At 71.8% G+C, this 17,925-nt stretch carries 12 protein-coding genes and 1 pseudogene; 12 read left to right on the forward strand and 1 reads right to left on the reverse strand.

Features of this window, described 5'->3' with window-relative positions; translation table 11 throughout:
- Window positions 1-130 precede the first annotated feature (130 nt).
- The gene (locus SAVERM_RS33640; protein ID WP_037646378.1) at window positions 131-1,339 is read left to right on the forward strand and encodes a DUF5685 family protein; all 1,209 of its coding nucleotides are present in this window, start codon (window positions 131-133) and stop codon (window positions 1,337-1,339) included.
- Window positions 1,340-1,427: 88 nt separating this feature from the next.
- Here the strand turns inward: SAVERM_RS33640 and SAVERM_RS33645 are convergent, their stop codons facing one another.
- Complete coding sequence (locus tag SAVERM_RS33645) at window positions 1,428-2,384, reverse strand: ABC transporter substrate-binding protein (protein WP_010987946.1); 957 nt, start codon at window positions 2,382-2,384, stop codon at window positions 1,428-1,430.
- 441 nt (window positions 2,385-2,825) lie between these two features.
- Between SAVERM_RS33645 and SAVERM_RS33650 the strand changes: the two genes are divergently transcribed.
- The 11 genes and pseudogenes from SAVERM_RS33650 to SAVERM_RS33700 all read left to right on the forward strand — a co-directional run bounded on the left by SAVERM_RS33650 (window position 2,826) and on the right by SAVERM_RS33700 (window position 17,925).
- Window positions 2,826-3,671, forward strand: coding sequence for an amino acid ABC transporter permease (locus SAVERM_RS33650; protein WP_010987947.1), 846 nt, complete (start codon window positions 2,826-2,828; stop codon window positions 3,669-3,671).
- Complete coding sequence (locus SAVERM_RS33655) at window positions 3,668-5,428, forward strand: FAD/NAD(P)-binding protein (protein WP_010987948.1); 1,761 nt, start codon at window positions 3,668-3,670, stop codon at window positions 5,426-5,428. The genes SAVERM_RS33650 and SAVERM_RS33655 overlap by 4 nt, the downstream gene beginning before the upstream one ends.
- A complete protein-coding gene (locus SAVERM_RS33660; protein ID WP_010987949.1) occupies window positions 5,425-6,213 on the forward strand; it encodes an amino acid ABC transporter ATP-binding protein in 789 nt (262 codons plus the stop codon). Before SAVERM_RS33655 ends, SAVERM_RS33660 begins: the two co-directional genes overlap by 4 nt.
- 15 nt (window positions 6,214-6,228) lie before the next feature.
- Window positions 6,229-7,347: an LLM class flavin-dependent oxidoreductase gene (locus SAVERM_RS33665; RefSeq protein ID WP_010987950.1), complete on the forward strand. Its 1,119-nt coding sequence runs from the start codon at window positions 6,229-6,231 to the stop codon at window positions 7,345-7,347.
- Window positions 7,344-8,729: an NtaA/DmoA family FMN-dependent monooxygenase gene (locus tag SAVERM_RS33670; RefSeq protein WP_010987951.1), complete on the forward strand. Its 1,386-nt coding sequence runs from the start codon at window positions 7,344-7,346 to the stop codon at window positions 8,727-8,729. Before SAVERM_RS33665 ends, SAVERM_RS33670 begins: the two co-directional genes overlap by 4 nt.
- A pseudogene (locus SAVERM_RS45050) lies at window positions 8,726-9,342 on the forward strand (DUF1684 domain-containing protein); the annotation flags it as partial. The gene SAVERM_RS33670 and the pseudogene SAVERM_RS45050, both read left to right, overlap by 4 nt.
- 216 nt (window positions 9,343-9,558) lie before the next feature.
- Window positions 9,559-10,458, forward strand: coding sequence for a S1 family peptidase (locus SAVERM_RS33680; RefSeq protein WP_037646629.1), 900 nt, complete (start codon window positions 9,559-9,561; stop codon window positions 10,456-10,458).
- Window positions 10,459-10,960: 502 nt separating this feature from the next.
- Window positions 10,961-12,043 carry a S1 family peptidase gene (locus SAVERM_RS33685; RefSeq protein WP_078234562.1) on the forward strand — a complete coding sequence of 361 codons (1,083 nt, stop codon included), beginning with the start codon at window positions 10,961-10,963 and terminating at the stop codon, window positions 12,041-12,043.
- A gap of 682 nt (window positions 12,044-12,725) precedes the next feature.
- The gene (locus tag SAVERM_RS45055) at window positions 12,726-13,256 is read left to right on the forward strand and encodes a hypothetical protein (protein ID WP_010987955.1); all 531 of its coding nucleotides are present in this window, start codon (window positions 12,726-12,728) and stop codon (window positions 13,254-13,256) included.
- A gap of 212 nt (window positions 13,257-13,468) precedes the next feature.
- Entirely contained in the window at window positions 13,469-16,954 is a 3,486-nt protein-coding gene (locus tag SAVERM_RS33695; protein WP_010987956.1) for a DNA polymerase III subunit alpha, read from the forward strand.
- Window positions 16,951-17,925 (forward strand): DNA polymerase Y family protein, encoded by a 975-nt coding sequence (locus tag SAVERM_RS33700; RefSeq protein ID WP_010987957.1) that lies wholly within the window; start codon window positions 16,951-16,953, stop codon window positions 17,923-17,925. The genes SAVERM_RS33695 and SAVERM_RS33700 overlap by 4 nt, the downstream gene beginning before the upstream one ends.

Genomic DNA, 17,925 nt, shown 5'->3' on the forward strand with positions numbered 1-17,925 from the left:
CTATGCGGCTGCTGACTGAGAGTGAAATATGATTTCTCCCGGCGTTCGGGTGATGGGCGGTGCGTACGGGTGAACGGCGCGGTCGATACGATGCCGCAGCTCAACAACGTACGAGGCACGGGGGAGTGTCGTGTTCGGGATGGTCCGGCCCTGCCGTCATCGGCTCAGTGAGGGACTCAAGGCCCAGTGGATGGCGCATTTGTGCGGGCTGTGCCTCGCACTGCGCAAAGACCACGGGCAGTTCGCCAGACTGGTCACGAATTATGACGGTCTGCTGATATCGGTTTTGACGGAGGCTCAGGCAGAGCGGACGACGGGCGGACGCCGGACCGCCGGTCCCTGCCCGCTGCGTGGCATGCGGACCGCCTCCGTCGCGCAGGGCGAGGGCGCGCGCCTCGCCGCCGCCGTCTCGCTGGTGCTCGCCGCCGCCAAGGTGCGCGACCACATGGCCGACGGTGACGGGCTGTTGGCCCGCAGGCCGGTGGCGCTCGCGGCGCGCAGGGTCGCCGCGAGCTGGGGCAGGGCCGGCGCCCGTAGCGGCTCCGGCGTCGGCTTCGACACCGCCGTGCTCGTCGACGCCGTGGACCGGCAGGTGGGCCTCGAGGCGCTCGCCGGACCCGGCACCCCGATCCTGACGGTCACCGAGCCGACCGAGACCGCCACCGCCGCGGCGTTCGCGCACACCGCGATACTCGCCGGGCGGCCCGGCAACGCCGAGCCGCTCGCCGAGGCCGGCCGGCTCTTCGGCCGGCTCGCCCACCTCCTGGACGCCGTGGAGGACCGGGAAACTGACGCCGCGTCGGGTGCGTGGAACCCCCTGACAGCCACCGGAACACCCCTGGCCGAGGCCCGGCGCCTCGCCGACGACGCGCTGCACGGGATACGGCTCGCGCTGCGCGAGGCGGACTTCGTGGACGCCGGGCTGACGCACGTCCTGCTCGCCCACGAGCTGCGCAACTCGGTCGACCGCGCCTTCGGCGGCACCGCCTGCTCGCACCGGCCCGAACTGCACGGGCCGTCGGCCTCCGGTCCGTACGCGCCCGGTCCGGGGCCGTACGCACCCGGTGGTCCGGGTGGGCCCGGGGGTCCGCCGCTGCCGCCCGAGCCGCCGCGGGGCAACCGCCGGGGTCTGCTCGCGGGGTGTGCCGTGTGGGCGGGGCTGGCCTGCACCTGCCAGCTGTGCTGCGGCACGTACGACGATCCCTGGACCCGGGAGCGCAAGGACGGGCTCTGCCACGACTGCGACTGCGGCGACTGCGGGGAGTGCTGCGACTGCTGTCAGTGCTGCGGGAGTTGCTGCGACGGCTGCGACGGGTGTGACTGCGGCTGCGACTGCTGACGCGCGCCGGCCGACGGGTCGGGTGTGGAGCCGCAGGACGGCACGGCCCCGCGCTCCGGTCAGGGGCGCGGGGAACGCACCGGATATCTCAGTCCTTCAGTTCCGGCGGCGAGACCTGGGACTTCTCGATCGCCGAGCCCGTCGTGCCCCACTTCTTCAGGATCTTCTCGTAGGTGCCGTCGGCGATCAGCTCGTTCACCGCGGCCTGGAAGGCCGGTGCCAGCTTCGTGCCCTTCTTGAAGGCGAAGCCGACATCGAGGCGGTGGAACTCGTTGAGGAACTTCAGGCCCTGCTGCTGGGCCACGGCGTAGCGCAGGCCGTTGATCGTGGACATCACGATGTCGCTGCGGCCCTGCTGGAGCGAGGACCAGATCGCGCCGGACTCGTTGTACGTCTGCACCTCGTACGCCTTCTTGCCGGCGTCCGTGCAGACCTTCTTGTTCTCCTCCAGCGTCGCCTCGAAGGTCGTGCCCGCGCCGGTCGCCACGTTCAGGCCGCACAGCTGCTTCAGGTCGGTGATCTTCTGCAGCTTGCTGTCCTCGCGGGTGGCGAAGCCCTGGCCGTCGTTGATGTAGGTGACGAAGTCGATGGTCTTGCGCCGCTCGTCGGTCACGCCGAAGTTGCTGGCCCCGAAGTCGTACTTGCCGCTGTCGAGGGCCGGCAGGATCGCCTCGAAACTGGCCGACTCGGTCTTGAGTTTGATGCCCAGCACCTTGCCGACCGCGTTCGCGAAGTCGACGTCCTGCCCGGCCAGCGTCTTGCCGTCGTCCAGATAGCTGGTGCCGGGCGGAGTGCCGCCGACGCTGATCGCGACCGTGAGGCTCCGGGTGCCCGAGGGCAGCAGCTTGGCCGCGGCCTCGTTCTTCCGGACGGCCGAGACCACGTCCGCCGTCGGGATGCCGCCGGTCTTCGCCGCGGCCTGGGCGTCGCTTTTGCCCGCGCCCTCCGAGTCGCCGGAGCCGCAGGCCGTCAGCAGCACCGCGGCGGACGTGATCAGGGCAAAGGGGATGAAAATGCGGCGACGGGGCCGCGAGGACGTACTCATGGCGTACGAATCTCCTGGGCAGGCGGAGTGAGCTGAAAAGGGTCCTGGGCAAGGCGAATGCGAGGGGAGGGGGGAACGCGGCGTGGCGTGTGAAGGCCTGGGTGACGGCGGGCGAGGCCGGAGAACGCAAAGAAAGGCGCCCCGAAGAGGGCGCGCAGGGGGTCAGCTCAACAGGACGACGACCACACTCGACCGAAGTCGATGTGGGAGCGCGTGACCAGCCACTGCTGCGAATGCATGGGCACAAGTGGAACAGGCATCCGTTTCCCCGTCAACTGACTTGAGACGTACGGCTCACAGTGTGGACACCCTTGACAGTGAGGGGAAACACGAACGTACTCTCGACGTACGGCCCTGCTGAGGGGCTCGGCCGTACAGCGCCCGCGCGGCGCCCCGTGTGAAGGCACCCGTGTTCGATCCGACGCATCACGGAGCCTTCGCATGTCCTCCGACACCCTCGCCAAACCCGCCGCGGCAGCAGAAGCCGCACCCGTGCGCATCGTCGCCCAGCGCCGGCTCGGCCAGTGGACCGCGGCCGCCGTCGTTCTGGTCCTGCTCGGGCTCGCCGTCAACTCCGTCGTGCGCAACGACGCGTTCCAGTGGGACGTCGTCGCCGACTACTTCACCTCGGCCTCCGTGCTGCGGGGCCTGTGGCTCACGCTCTGGCTGACCGCGGTCGTGATGGTGTTGGGCTTCGCGCTCGGCACCCTGCTCGCCGCGGGCCGGCTGTCCGCCAACCCGGTTCTCAGATCGGTGAGTTGGGGATACGTCTGGCTGTTCAGGTCGATGCCGATCCTGGTGCAGCTGCTGCTCTGGTTCAACATCGGGGCGCTGTATCCGCAGATCCTCGGCGTGAAGACGGTGAACCTGCTCGGCCCGGTCACCGTCGCCATCGTCGGACTGACGCTCCACGAGGCCGCGTACGCCGCCGAGGTCGTGCGCGGGGGCATCCTCTCCGTCGACCGCGGCCAGATCGAGGCCGCTCAGGCACTCGGCCTGAGCCGGTGGCGCCGCTGGTGGAGGATCGTGCTGCCGCAGGCGATGCGGTCCATCGTGCCGCCGGCCGGCAACATGCTGATCGGCACCCTCAAGGGCACCTCCATCGTCAGCGTCATCGCCGTACAGGACCTGCTCTACTCGGTGCAGCTCGTCTACCACCGCACCTACCAGGTCATCCCGCTGCTGATGGTGGCCACCGTCTGGTACGTCGTGGTCACCTCGGTGCTCAGCGTCGGCCAGTACTACGTCGAGAAGTACTACGCGCGTGGTTCGGAGCGGACCCGATGACGCCCACTCTGGTGATCGTGGGGGCGGGGCCGCGGGGCACCGGACTCCTGGAACGGATCGCCGCCAACGCGCCCGAGCTGTACGCCGGTTCGGAGCTGGACGTGCACCTGGTGGACCCCTACCCGCCCGGTGGCGGGCGCATCTGGCGTGAGGCCCAGTCGCCGCTGCTGTGGATGAACTCCGAGGCACAGGACGTCACCATGTTCACCGACGAGACGGTGGCCATGGCGGGGCCCGTACGAAAAGGCCCCACCCTGCACGAGTGGGCGGCCCTCGACGGCCGCGCCTTCACCGGCCGGCGGCGCCAGGGCGCATATCTGCGCTGGGTGTACGAGAGCACGGTGGCCGCGCTGCCGCCGGGCATCCGCGTCCACCACCACGCCCGCCGCGCCCTGCGCGTCAGCGGACCGCCCGAGGGGCGCCAGCAGGTGTGGCTGGAAGGGCGGCCCGAGCCGCTCCTGGCCGACCTCGTCGTCCTCACACTCGGCCATCTCGACGCCGAACTCGACGACGAGCAGCGGAGGCTGGCCGCCCATGCCCGCGCGCACGGCCTCGTCCATCTGCCGCCGGACTTCACCGCCGACACCGACCTGGCCGCCCTCGCCCCCGGTGAACCGGTCCTCGTGCGCGGCTTCGGGCTCGCCTTCGTCGACCTGATGGTCCTGCTGACCGAGGGGCGCGGCGGGCGCTACGAGGGAGCGGAGTACGTGCCGTCCGGTCGCGAGCCGGTCCTCCATGTCGGCTCCCGGCGCGGCGTTCCCTACCATTCCAAGATCGGCTACGACTGGACGGGCGACCGGCCGCCGCTGCCCCGGTTCTTCGGGCCCGCCGAGGTCGACGAACTGCTCGCACGCCCCGAGGGGATCGACTTCCGACGGGACGTCTGGCCGCTGGTGGAGAAGGAGCTGGGGTTCGCGCACTACCACCGCCTGTTCACGGCGCACCCCGAACGCACCACCGTCGCCTGGGCGGACTTCGAGGAGAAGTACGCGGCGGGAGTCGGACCCGAGCTCCGGGCGCTGGCCGCCTCGGCCGTCCCCGACCCCGCGGACCGGCTCGACCTCGACGCCCTCGACCGACCGCTGGAGGGGGTGAGCCACACCTCGTACGAGGAACTCCAGGACGGTCTGCGCGCGTACATACAGGACGACCTGACGCGCCGTCATGACCCCTCGTTCAGCCCGGACTCGGCGGTGTTCTTCGGGCTGCTCTCCGTCTACGGGCAGCTCGTGCGGCTCGGGGACATCGGCTCGTGGTGGCACGGCTTCTTCAGCTATCTGGCGTCCGGGCCGCCGGGGCCGCGGCTGCGGCAGATGCTCGCGCTGTCCCGGGCGGGCGTACTGAAGTTCCTGGGCGCCGACATGACCGTCAGTGCCGGGGACGGCGTCTTCCGGGCGGCGAGCGCCACCGTTCCCGGAACCTTCGTCGAGGCCCGTGCCCTCGTCGAGGCGCGGTTGCCGCATCCCACGGTCGAGCGCACCCGCGACGCGCTGCTGCGCGGGCTGTACGCCGACGGGGCCGCCGCGACCCCCGAGGGGCTGCTCGCCGTGGACCCCGCCGACGGCCGGGTCCTGGACGGCTCCGGCACCCCGCATCCGCGGCGCTTCGCGCTCGGCCCGCACACCGACGCCCGGGGCTCCGGCGCGTTCACCCGGCCGCGCACCGGCGGGCCGGCCTTCCGGCAGAACGACGCGACGGCACGCGCCGCGCTGACGTTCCTGCACGCACACCACCACGCCGAGGGAGCAGTGCGATGAGCACCACCACCCCCGCGACCCCCGCCCCCGCGATGGTCGACATCAGGTCCGTCCACAAGAGCTTCGGCCCGCTGGACGTGCTCAAGGGCATCGACCTCGAAGTGCGCGCCGGGGAGGTCACCGTCGTCCTCGGCCCCTCCGGCTCCGGCAAGTCGACGCTGCTGCGCACCATCAACCACCTGGAGAAGGTCGACCAGGGCACGATCAGTGTCGACGGCCGGCTGGTGGGCTACCGGCGCTCCGGCGACAAGCTGTACGAGCTGCCCGAGCGCGAGATCCTCAAGCAGCGCACCCGTATCGGGTTCGTCTTCCAGAACTTCAACCTCTTCCCGCACCTCACCGTCCTCGACAACCTCGTCGAGGCCCCGGTCTCCGTGCTGAAGCGGCCCCGCAAGGCCGCCGTGGAGAGCGCGCGCCGGCTGCTCGGCCGGGTCGGGCTCGCCGACAAGGCGGACGCCTACCCGGGGCAGCTCTCCGGTGGCCAGCAGCAGCGTGTCGCCATCGCCCGCGCGCTCGCCCTGGAGCCGGCGCTGCTGCTCTTCGACGAACCGACGTCCGCGCTCGACCCCGAGCTGGTGGGCGAAGTCCTCGATGTCATCAGGGATCTGGCGCACCAGGGCACCACGATGATCGTCGTCACGCACGAGATCGGCTTCGCCCGCGAGGTCGCCGACACGGTCGTGTTCATGGACGACGGCCGCATCGTCGAGCAGGGCACCCCGGGTGAGGTACTCGACCGTCCTCGGCATGAACGTACGCGGGCGTTCCTCTCCAAAGTCCTCTGAGAAGGGTTCATCCACATGACCTCATCGACCGGCCGGGGGTTGCTGCACCTGGCCGCCGCCGTCGATCAGCCGACGGTGTTCGACGCCGGCTCGTACGTCGAGCTGGTGCGGCTCGCGGAGCGTGGCGTACTCGACTTCGTCACCCTCGGCGACACCTTCGCGCGTCCCGGACCCGACGCGCTCGCCGTGCTCTCGCGGGTGGCGCCCGCCACCCGGCGGATCGGTCTGGTGCCGACCGTGACCACCACGCACACCGAGCCCTTCCATGTGCAGGCGGCCGTCGCGACCCTCGACTGGGTCAGCCGCGGCCGCGCCGGCTGGCACCTCGACGTGTCCACCACCGAGGGCGAGGCCCGCCTCTTCGGCCGCCGCCATGCCGCGCCCGCCGACACCCTGTGGCAGGAGGCGGGCGAAGTCGCCGACGTGGCCGCCCGGTTGTGGGACAGCTGGGAGGACGGCGCCGAGATACGCGACGTGGCGACCGGCCGCTTCGTCGACCGGGACAAGCTGCACCACACCGATTTCGAGGGGGCCGCCTTCTCCGTGAAGGGACCCTCGATCGTGCCGCGGCCCCCGCAGGGACACCCCGTACGGGTCGTCGACGCCACCGAGGGACAGGCGAGGAGAACAGCCGCCCGGTACGCCGACGTGGCGCTCCTCCGTGTCACCTCTCCCGCCCAGGCCGCCGCCGTACGGACCGAACTGCGGGGCACGGCGGAGGAGTTCGGGCGCGATCCCGACACCCTGCGGATCCTCGCGTGTCTGGTCGTCGACCTCGGGGACGGCGAGCACGCGGCCGAGCCCGGATGGGGGTCCCCGCTGTTCGGGCGAAGACGAGAACTCGGGGGAGGCGGGGGCGGACCCCTGGGGACCGCGCAGGGCCCGCGGTATCGCGGCGGCCCCGTCGACCTGGCCGACCTGATCGCCGTCTGGCACCAGGCCGGCGCCGTCGACGGCTTCCACCTCACCCCGGTCGAGCCGCGCCGTGACCTGGAGCGGCTCGTCAACGGCACAGTGGCGCTGCTCCAGCACCGCGGCCTGTTCCGCACCTTCTATCCGGGCAGCACGCTCAGGGAGCACCTGGGGCTGGGCCGGCCCGCCAACCAGTACGCCGTGACCGGGGGAACGTCATGACCGTACGCAAGCCCGCCGTCAAACAGATCCACCTGGCCGCCCTCCCCCACTCCCACTCCCACTCCCGATCTCGCTCGAGCGGGGAGAGCCCCGTCCCAGGGGTCGACAACACGACCGTCTGGGCCGACCCGCGCGCGAAGTCGCAGATCGAGTTCGCCTCCTTCGAGCATCTGGCGCGCACCGCCGAACGCGGTCTGTTCGACTTCTTCCTCCTCGCCGGAGGGCTGCGGCTGCGCGAACACAAGGGACGCATCCATGACCTGGACGTCGTGGGGCACCCCGAGGCGATCACCGTGCTCAACGCGCTGGCCGCCGTCACCGAGCGGCTCGGGCTCGCCGCCACGGTCGACGCGACCTTCAACGAGCCGTACGAAACCGCCCGCAGGCTCGCCACGCTGGACCACCTCAGCGGGGGCCGGGCCGCCTGGAACGTGGTGACCTCCGCCGACGCGTTCACCGGGGCGAACTTCCGGCGCGGCGGCTTCCTCGACCGGGCCGACCGGCATGCCCGTACCGCCGAATTCGTGGCGGCGGCAAGGGAGTTGTGGGACTCCTGGACGCCCGAGGGGGTGTCGCGGCCGTTCGCCCACCGTGGGCGGCACTTCGACATCGCGGGTGAGTTCACCGTGCCGCGCTCGCCGCAGGGGCACCCCGTCGTCATCCAGGCCGGCGACTCGGCCGAGGCCCGGGAGTTCGCCGCATCCTCGGCGGACGTGGTCTTCGCCAGGCACGGGACGCTGGAGGCGGGGCGCGCGTTCTACGCTGATGTGAAGAGACGGCTCGCGGCGTACGGACGCGAGCCCGAGGACCTGAAGATCATGCCCGGGGTCACCTTCGTGCTCGGCGACACCGCCGCCGAGGCGCAGGAACGGGCCGCCGAGATCCGGTGGCAGCAGATCTCGCCGCAGAACGCGATCCTCACGCTGGAGCAGATCTGGGGCGTCGACCTGTCCGACCACGACCCCGACGGTCCGCTGCCCGCCTTCGACCCGGACCCGGACCCCCACCCGGACCCGGAGCCGGGCCTGATGCAGGGCGGGGTGGAGGTCGCCGATCCGCGGGCGATCGCCGAGAAATGGCGCGCCCTGTCCCACGAGAAGGGGCTGTCCATCCGGCAGACCGTGATCGAGGCGACCGGACGGCAGTCCTTCGTCGGTACGCCGGAGGCGGTCGCCGCCGAACTCGAGGAGTTCGTACGGACCGACGCCGCCGACGGCTTCATCCTCGCACCGCATCTCACCCCGGGCGGGCTCGACGAGTTCGTGGACCGGGTGGTGCCGCTGCTCCAGGAGCGCGGCGCCTACCGCACGCACTACCCGGGAACCACACTGCGCTCGCATCTCGGGTTGGCGGATCCCCCTACGGAAGCGCTGATCCCATGACGACGGACGCATCCGAGGACCGGAAGCGCCGGGACGAGCACCGCACCGAGACGGTGTCGGCGCCCTACGGGCCGCTCGCGCTGACCGGCACGCACCGGCTGGAGGACTATCCGGAGGGTCGACTTCCGGACATCCCCGGGTGCTGGACCCGGGAGGGGGTACGACCGTCCTGACCACGGTGGCCGAAGACGGGCTGACCGTCGACGGCGAGCCCTTCACCGGCGAGCTCAGGCTCCCGCCCGACCCGGGCCCGTGACCGCGGCCCCGGTCGCGCACGGTGAGCGCCGGCTCGTCGTTCTCGTCCGCGAAGGGGTCTGGGGCGTACGCGACTTCGACCCCGCCTCGGCCGCCCGCCGGGCGTTCAAGGGCATCGAGGCGAGCTCGTACGATCCGCGCTGGTCGGTGCCGGGGCGCTTCACCTCGTACGGCGAGAACCGCACCGTACGCGTCGAGAACGCCGACGGCCGCGAGCGCGGGCTGGTCTCGGCGGCGAACTCGTCCTCACCCTGGCCGGACAGGAGCTGACCCTGCGGGTGAGCGTCGAGGGGACGGCTCGCTGTGGGCCGTCTTCGCCGACGCCACCAGCGGGGAGAGCAGCCACCGCTTCCGGTTCCCAGGGGTTCGGTCGGCGTTGTTGAGGGGTCCGCAAGTTGAACGCTGCACGGCCGAAAGGCGCCCTTGCGCCTTGCGGTCGCGCGGCCGAATACTCCCCCACAGCGCTTGTCAGGGGCACGGCTTGTCCGGAAACCGGACAACGGGCTCTTGGCTGCGCCTCACGGGCCCCATCCCCCACGTGGGCCCCCCGACTTCCCCTGGGAGGGAACGAAAAGTGAGGATCAAGCGCACCAACCCCCGCAGCGGTGTGGCGAGACGGACCCGGCTGATCGCCGTGGCCACCGGTTTCCTGGCCGCTGCCGCGTTCGCCGTCCCCACCGCGAACGCGAGCGACGCACAGACGTTCAGCGCCACCCAGCTCACCACGGTCGCCAAGTCGGTGCTCAAGTCCGATGTAGCGGGCACCGCCTGGGCCGTCGACCCCAAGACGAACCGCGTCGTCGTCACGGTCGACAGTACGGTCTCCAAGGCCGAGATCGCCCAGATCAAGAAGGACGCGGGCAGTAACGCCGGCGCCCTCACCGTCAAGCACACCCCGGGCACGTTCAAGAAGCTGATCACCGGCGGCGACGCCATCTACGGCGGTGGCTACCGCTGTTCGCTCGGCTTCAACGTGCACAGTGGGAGCACCTATTACTTCCTGACCGCCGGCCACTGCGGTGAGGTCGCCTCGACCTGGTACTCCAACTCCGGCCAGACCACGACGCTGGGCACGAACGTCAGCTACAGCTTCCCGACCAACGACTTCGCCCTGGTGCGCTACACGAACACCTCGGTCGCCCACCCGAGCGCGGTCGGCAGCCAGACCATCAGCAGCGCCGCCACGCCGAGCGTGGGTACGACCGTCTACCGCCGTGGGTCCACCACCGGCACGCACAGCGGCCGGGTCACCGCGCTGAACGCCACGGTCAACTACGGCAGTGGTGACGTCGTCTACGGCATGATCCAGACCACGGTCTGCGCCGAGGGCGGCGACAGCGGTGGTCCGCTGTACGGCGGATCCGTCGCCTACGGTCTGACCTCCGGCGGCAGCGGCAACTGCACCTCCGGCGGTACGACCTTCTTCCAGCCGGTCACCGAGGCGCTCAGCTACTACGGCGTGAGCGTCGGCTAGTCGTCCACCCCGGTTCCCGGTCTCCGGCCGGCAGCGGGCGAGCCCCCGTACGCACAGGGCGTACGGGGGCTCGCCCATGTTCGCGGTAGGACACGGCAATCGGCGCGGCAATCGATGCGGCAATGGGCGCGGCAATCGGCGTGGCAATCGATGCAGGAGCAACTCCCGTCCCTCGCGCCTCCGTCGGATCCGGACATCAGAGGGTCGAAATCAAGACAGGACTAGACCTCGCAGGCTGCCGAGAACTCACTCGCACTCAGTGTTTGCAACGGGAATTCACGTGGCAAGACCACGGAGCGTCAGGGTGCAGGGGGCGCACACCTGTTGCATATGCGCGTCCTGAAGTCGACCTTGTGTGCTCCCTGTGCCCCTCGGAATAGTGGACGGCGCACAGTGGGCGCGGACGTGGCATTTTGCGGTGCGCCGCCTCCGTGCCCGTACGCCTTCCGGTCGTCGAGGTCCCCACAACCTCGTTGACCGACCCCCCACAGGAGGACGTAAGTTGAAGCACCGACGCATATCCAGGCGGCGCGCAGCCGTGGCCGGAGCCGGCATCGCCGCGCTCGTCGCCGCGGGTGTCACCTTCCAGACTGCGAACGCGAGCGAGGCCCCGAAGACCGAAGCGCCCCACACCCTCTCCCTCTCGGCGGCCGGAAAGCTCGCCTCGACCCTGGGCAAGGACCTGGGCACCGACGCGGCGGGAACGTATTACGACGCGAAGGCGAAGCACCTCGTCGTCAACGTGCTCGACGAGACGGCGGCGAAGACCGTCGAGGCGGCCGGCGCCAAGGCCAGAGTCGTGCGGAACTCCCTGGCCGAGTTGACGAGCGCGCGTACGACGCTCAAGCAGGACGCGACCATCCCCGGCACCTCGTGGGCGACCGACCCGGAGACCAACAAGGTCGTCGTCACCGCGGACCGCACGGTCTCCAAGGCCGAGTGGGCCACGCTGACCAAGGTCGTCGACGGCCTCGGTCAGCGAGCCGAACTCCAGCGCACGAAGGGGGAGTACAAGCCCTTCATCGCGGGCGGCGACGCGATCACCGGCGGCGGCGGGCGCTGCTCGCTCGGCTTCAACGTGGTCAAGGGCGGCCAGCCGTACTTCATCACCGCCGGGCACTGCACCGAGTCGATCTCGACCTGGTCGGACTCCAGCGGCAGCCAGATCGGCACGAACGAGCAGTCCAGCTTCCCGGGCAACGACTTCGGCCTGGTCAAGTACACCTCGAACGCCGACCACCCGAGCGAGGTCGACCTCTACAACGGCTCCACGCAGCCCATCACCAAGGCGGGCGATGCGACCGTCGGCCAGAAGGTCACCCGCAGCGGCTCCACGACCCAGGTGCACAGCGGCACGGTCACCGGTCTGGACGCCACCGTGAACTACGGCAACGGCGACATCGTCAACGGCCTCATCCAGACCGACGTCTGCGCCGAGCCCGGCGACAGCGGCGGCTCGCTCTTCGCGGCCGACACCGCCATCGGCCTCACCTCGGGCGGCAGCGGTGACTGCACGTCCGGCGGCGAGACGTTCTTCCAGCCGGTGACCGAGGCGCTGTCGACGTTCGGCGCGCAGATCGGCTGACGCGACGACGGGCCTCACCGGTCCGGACGTACGCGGTGGTCCTGCCGCGCGAGCGGGACCTGGACGGGCGTGATCCTGAAGGACGCACCGGCCTCCACCGCGTACGGGCGCGCCCCTGAGGGGCACACCGGGCCCGGCAACGGCACGGCATGGCACGGCACGGCAACAACGCAACAACGGCGACAGCCAAGGCGGCGCGAGCGGCTCCCGTGAGACACGGCGGGGCGCTCGCGCCGTCGGCGTCGGCCCCCGGCCCCGCGCGGGCCGGCCCGGCGCGGCGCAGGCCTCGCACCCGATCGGGCCCCGATCGGGCGGCGCGGCCTGTCTCGCCCTCCTCGCCCGGAACGCCCTGGTCTCCGGCGGTGTCTGCGTCACGCCGGCCCTCGGCACCACCCGCACCACCCCGGTCACCCTCACGGTCACCGAGGAGGGCGGCACCGGCGGGGGTGACGACCCCGGTCCGTCCGGGCCGTCGGGCACGAAGACGGTCACCGGCCCCGAGAACCAGAAGCTCACCGTCACCCCGGTCAACAACCTGGCCACCGAGGACCAGACCCTGAAGATCACGGGGTCCGGCTACAACGAGGACAAGGGCATCTATGTCGCCCTGTGCGTCGACGTCGCCCTGTGCGTCGACAACGGCGACGGCGAACTGCCCACCCCGTGCATCGGTGGCGTCGACATGACCGGGACCTCGCACTCCTCGGCGTGGATCTCCTCCGATCCGCCCGACTACGGCGAGGAGCCGGCGATCCCGTACGGCGACGGCGGCACCTTCGAGATCGAGCTCACCGTCGACGCGAAGGACGAGTACACCGACTGCTTCAAGGCGACCTGCGTACTGGCCACCCGCGCCGACCACACCCTCTCCGGCGACCGTTCCCAGGACGTGAAGGTCCCGGTCAGCTTTGTCGGCCAGGACCCGGTGGACACGGACGACGGGACGGGCGGTACGGGCGGCGGCACCGGCGGCACCGGCGGTACCGGCGATTCGGGCTCGGCCTCGGCCTCCGGCGGCTCCGGAACCTCCACGAACACGGCCGGCACGTCCGCCGGCAGCCTCGCCTCCACGGGCGTCGCCGCCCTGACCCTGTCCTTTCTGGCCGCGCTGCTCACGGCGGCGGGCTGGTTCGCGTACCGACGCGGCCACCAGGACAACGGACACCCCCGCCACTTCCGGACCGGCGGACCGGCCGACGGACCGACCGACTGACGTCGATCACTCGGCCACCGGATCACTGCTCGAACGTTCGACCGTTCGGCTTCGGCCAGGAGGCGAACGGTGGCGTTTGCGCAGGTGGGGCGGGCCCGAACAGCTGTCGTACAGCAGTTCGAAAATTGGTCTATGGTGGAGGCGCGGGACTTGAACAGATGTTCGATAGCCCGGGTGAGGGTGCCCGGGTGCGACAGGTGCGGGAGGTGTGTGTGCCGGGATTCACGCATCTGCACACCGTCTCCGGGTTCTCCCCGCGCTACGGCGCCTCGCACCCGGAGCGGCTCGCCGAGCGCGCCTCCGAGCGGGGCATGGACGCCCTCGCGCTCACCGACCGGGACACCCTCGCCGGCACGGTCCGGTTCGCCAAGGCCTGCGCCGCGGCGGGCGTCCGGCCGCTGTTCGGAGCGGAGCTCATGGTGGCTTCGGCGGGGGAGCGCGAGCACGGAGGCAAGCGGCGCGCCCCGGTCCGCGGCGGTGCCTTCATCGACGAGTCGACACCCCGTGTGACCTTCCTCGCCCGGGAGGGCGCGGCCGGCTGGGCCGACCTCTGCAGAATCGTCACCGCGTCGCATACGGGGGAGGGGCAGCCGCTGCTCCCCTGGCCCGACAACCACGCCGAGGGCCTGACCGTACTGCTCGGCCCCGCCTCCGACGTCGGCCGCGCGCTCGCCGCCGGGCGCCCCGACCGGGCCGCGAGGCTGCTCGCGCCCTGGCGGGAGGTCTACGGCGACGCGCTGCGCCTCGAAGCCGTGTGGCACGGCCGCAAGGGCACCGGACCCGGCTCGCTGCGCCTGGCCGCCCGTACCGTCGGCTTCGCCGCCGAGCAGCGCGTCCGCCCGGTGCTCAGCAACGCCGTCCGGTACGCCGACCCCGGCATGGGCCCGGTCGCCGACGTCCTGGACGCCGCCCGTCGGCTCGTCCCCGTCGACCCCACCAAGGAGCTGGACTCCGGCGAGGCCTGGCTCAAGGACGCGGACGCCATGCTGGGCGCCGCCGAGCGGATCGTCGAGGCCGCGGGCTACCGCCGGGACACCGCGTACCGCCTGCTCGAACAGACCCAGGCCACCGCCGCCGAGTGTCTCGTCGACCCCGAGGACGACCTCGGCATCGGGACCGTCCACTTCCCCGAGCCGCACCTCGTCGGCGCCGGCCGCCGCACCGCGCAGCGTGTGCTGACCTCACGGGCGGCGGCGGGGATGGTGCGGCACGGCTACGCGGACCGGCGCGACTACTGGGAGCGGATGCACCGGGAGCTGGACATCATCGCCCACCACGGCTTCGCGTCCTACTTCCTGACGGTCGCTCAAGTCGTGGACGACGTACGGGATATGGGGATTCGGGTCGCGGCACGCGGCTCCGGTGCGGGCTCGCTGGTGAACCACCTCCTCGGCATCGCGCACGCCGACCCCGTCGAACACGGCCTGCTGATGGAGCGCTTCCTGTCCAAGCGGCGCGCGGTCCTGCCCGACATCGACATCGACGTGGAGTCCGCGCGCCGCATCGAGGTCTACCGCGCGATCATCGGCCGGTTCGGCACCGAGCGGGTCGCGACCGTCGCGATGCCCGAGACGTATCGCGTACGGCATGCCATCCGCGACGTGGGCGCCGCCCTCTCCATGGACCCGGCCGACATCGACCGGATCGCCAAGTCCTTCCCGCACATCCGGGCGCGTGACGCCCGCGCGGCCCTGGCCGAGCTGCCCGAACTGCGGGAACTGGCGGGCGAGTTCCGGCGGGAAGGGGGGCGGTACGGGAAGCTGTGGGAGCTGGTCGAGGCCCTCGACGCCCTGCCGCGCGGAGTCGCCATGCACCCGTGCGGGGTCCTGCTCTCCGACGCCTCGCTGCTCGCCCGTACGCCGGTCGTGCCGACCAGCGGCGAGGGGCTGCCCATGTCGCAGTTCGACAAGGAGGACGTCGAGGACCTCGGGCTGCTCAAGCTCGATGTGCTCGGCGTGCGGATGCAGTCCGCGATGGCGCACGCGGTGGCCGAGGTGGAGCGGGCGACGGGGACTTCCGTGGACCTGGACGCCGTACCGCCGGGCGACCCGGCGACGTACCGGCTCATCCGGTCCGCCGAGACGCTGGGCTGCTTCCAGATCGAGTCGCCGGGGCAGCGGGACCTGGTGGGGCGGTTGCAACCCGCCACCTTCCATGACCTGGTGGTCGACATCTCCCTCTTCCGGCCCGGACCGGTCGCCGCCGACATGGTGCGGCCGTTCATCGAGGCGCGGCACGGGCGGGCGCCGGTCCGCTGTCCGCACCCGGACCTGGAGGGGCCGCTGAAGGAGACGTACGGGGTCGTGGTCTTCCACGAGCAGATCATCGACATCGTGGACATCATGACCGGCTGCGGGCGCGCCGAGGCGGACCGGGTGCGGCGGGGGCTGTCCGATCCCGAGTCGCAGGGGCGGATCCGCTTCTGGTTCGCCCAGCACGCGGCCGTGCGCGGGTACGACGCGGAGACGATCCAGCGCACCTGGGAGATCGTCGAGGCCTTCGGTTCGTACGGCTTCTGCAAGGCGCACGCGGTCGCCTTCGCCGTACCGACGTACCAGTCGGCGTGGCTGAAGGCCCATCACCCGGCCGCGTTCTACGCCGGTCTGCTCACGCACGACCCCGGGATGTACCCGAAACGGCTGCTGCTCGCGGACGCGCGGCGGCGCGGGGTGCCGGTCCTGCCGTTGGACGTGAACCGGTCGGCGGTCGCCCACCGTATCGAACTGGTGTCTGAATCCGGCGACCCTTCCGGTGGTTCTTCCGGCGGTCCTTCCGGTGGTTCTCCCGGCCGATGGGGTGTGCGGCTGGCCCTCTCCGACGTGCACGGCATCAGCGAGGCCGAGGCGGCACGGATCGCGGACGGGCAGCCGTACGCCTCGCTGCTCGACTTCTGGGAGCGGGCCCGGCCGAGCCGGCCGCTCGCCCAGCGGCTCGCGCAGGTCGGCGCGCTGGACGCGTTCGGCGCCAACCGCCGTGATCTGCAACTGCACCTGACCGAGCTGCACCGGGGCGCGCGAGGCGGGGGCGGGGGCCAGCTCCCGCTGACCGGAGGGCGCGGGACCGCGTCCGCGGGGCTGCCCGACCTCTCGTCGGCGGAGCGGCTCAGCGCCGAACTGGGCGTGCTCTCCATGGACGCCTCGCGCCATCTGATGGACGACCACCGGGAGTTCCTCGACGAACTGCGCGTGGTGTCGGCGCGTCGGCTGCGCGAGGCGAGGCACGGCGAGACGGTCCTGGTCGCGGGCGCCAAGGCGGCCACCCAGACCCCGCCCGTCCGCTCCGGCAAGCGGGTCATCTTCACCACCCTGGACGACGGCACGGGCCTGGTCGACCTCGCCTTCTTCGACGACTCCCACGACGCCTGCGCGCACACCGTCTTCCACTCCTGGCTGCTGCTCGTCCGTGGGGTCGTACAGCGGCGCGGGCCACGCAGCCTCAGCGTGGTGGGCGCCGCCGCCTGGAACCTCGCCGAGCTGGTCGAGCTGCGCGCCGAGGGCGGCCTCGACGTGGTGGCGGCGCGACTGGCGGAGCCCGTACCGGCGGCGGAGAGGTCCGGTGACGACGATCCGGCCGAGGGCGGGAAGATCCGCATGCCCACGGGGTACGAGATGCACCCCTGGGCCGATCTGCGTCCCGCGGGCGAAGGCCCGGCGGGTGGAAAGAAGTTGTGGCACCAGAGTCCGGGGAGTGCGGGATGACCATCCTCTGTATACGTTTCCAGCTGCCGCCGATGTACGAGGCCGCCCTGCCGGGGCTCCTCGGGCTGCTCGAGGAGTTCACGCCGGTGGTGGAGGCGCTGCCGCCCGACGGGGCACTGGTGGATCTGCGGGGCGCCGAGCGGTACTTCGGGCGGGGGACCGTGGAGTTCGCCTCGCTGATCCGGGTGCGGGCGCTCGCGCACTACGGGATCGACTGCGCGATCGGCGCCGGGCCGGGGCCCATGCTCGCGCGGATGGCCCTGCGGGACGCCGTACCCGGGGTGACCCGCGTGGTGCCCGAAGAGCCGGACGCCGTCGCGGAGTTCCTGGCGGAGCGGCCCGTCGTCGCGCTGCCCGGCGTCGGCCACGCCACCGCCCGCACCCTGTGCGAGTACGGGCTCGACACCCTCGGCAAGGTCGCCGCCGCGCCCCTGTCCACGCTGCAACGCCTCACCGGTGCCCGCACCGGCCGCGAGCTGCGCGAGAAGGCGTCCGGCATCGACCGCGGCCGGGTCGTGCCGAACGCCGTATCGCGCTCCCTCACCGCCGAACGCCCCTTCCCGCGCGACGAGGTGGACCCGTCCCGGCACCGCCGCGCCCTGCTCTCGGTCACCGAGGAGCTGGGCACCCGGCTGCGCACCCTGGAACAGGTCTGCCGCACGCTCACCCTCACCGTGCGCTACGCCGACCGGTCCTCGACGACCCGCAGCCGTACGCTCGCCGAGCCGACCGCGCACTCCGCGGCGCTCACCGCGACGGCGTACCGCATGTACGAGGCGCTCGGCCTCCAGCGGGCCCGGGTCCGCGCGATCGCCCTGCGTGCCGAGGGGCTGAGCCCCGCCGAGGACGCCGCCCATCAGCTCACCTTCGACCCGGTCGACGAGAAGGTCCGCCGGATCGAAGAGGTCGCGGACCGGGCGCGGGCGAAGTTCGGCCCGCGCGCGATCGTGCCGGGGGCGCTGGCCGCCTGA

Source organism: Streptomyces avermitilis MA-4680 = NBRC 14893 (genome assembly GCF_000009765.2).
In the GTDB taxonomy this organism is placed as follows: domain Bacteria; phylum Actinomycetota; class Actinomycetes; order Streptomycetales; family Streptomycetaceae; genus Streptomyces; species Streptomyces avermitilis.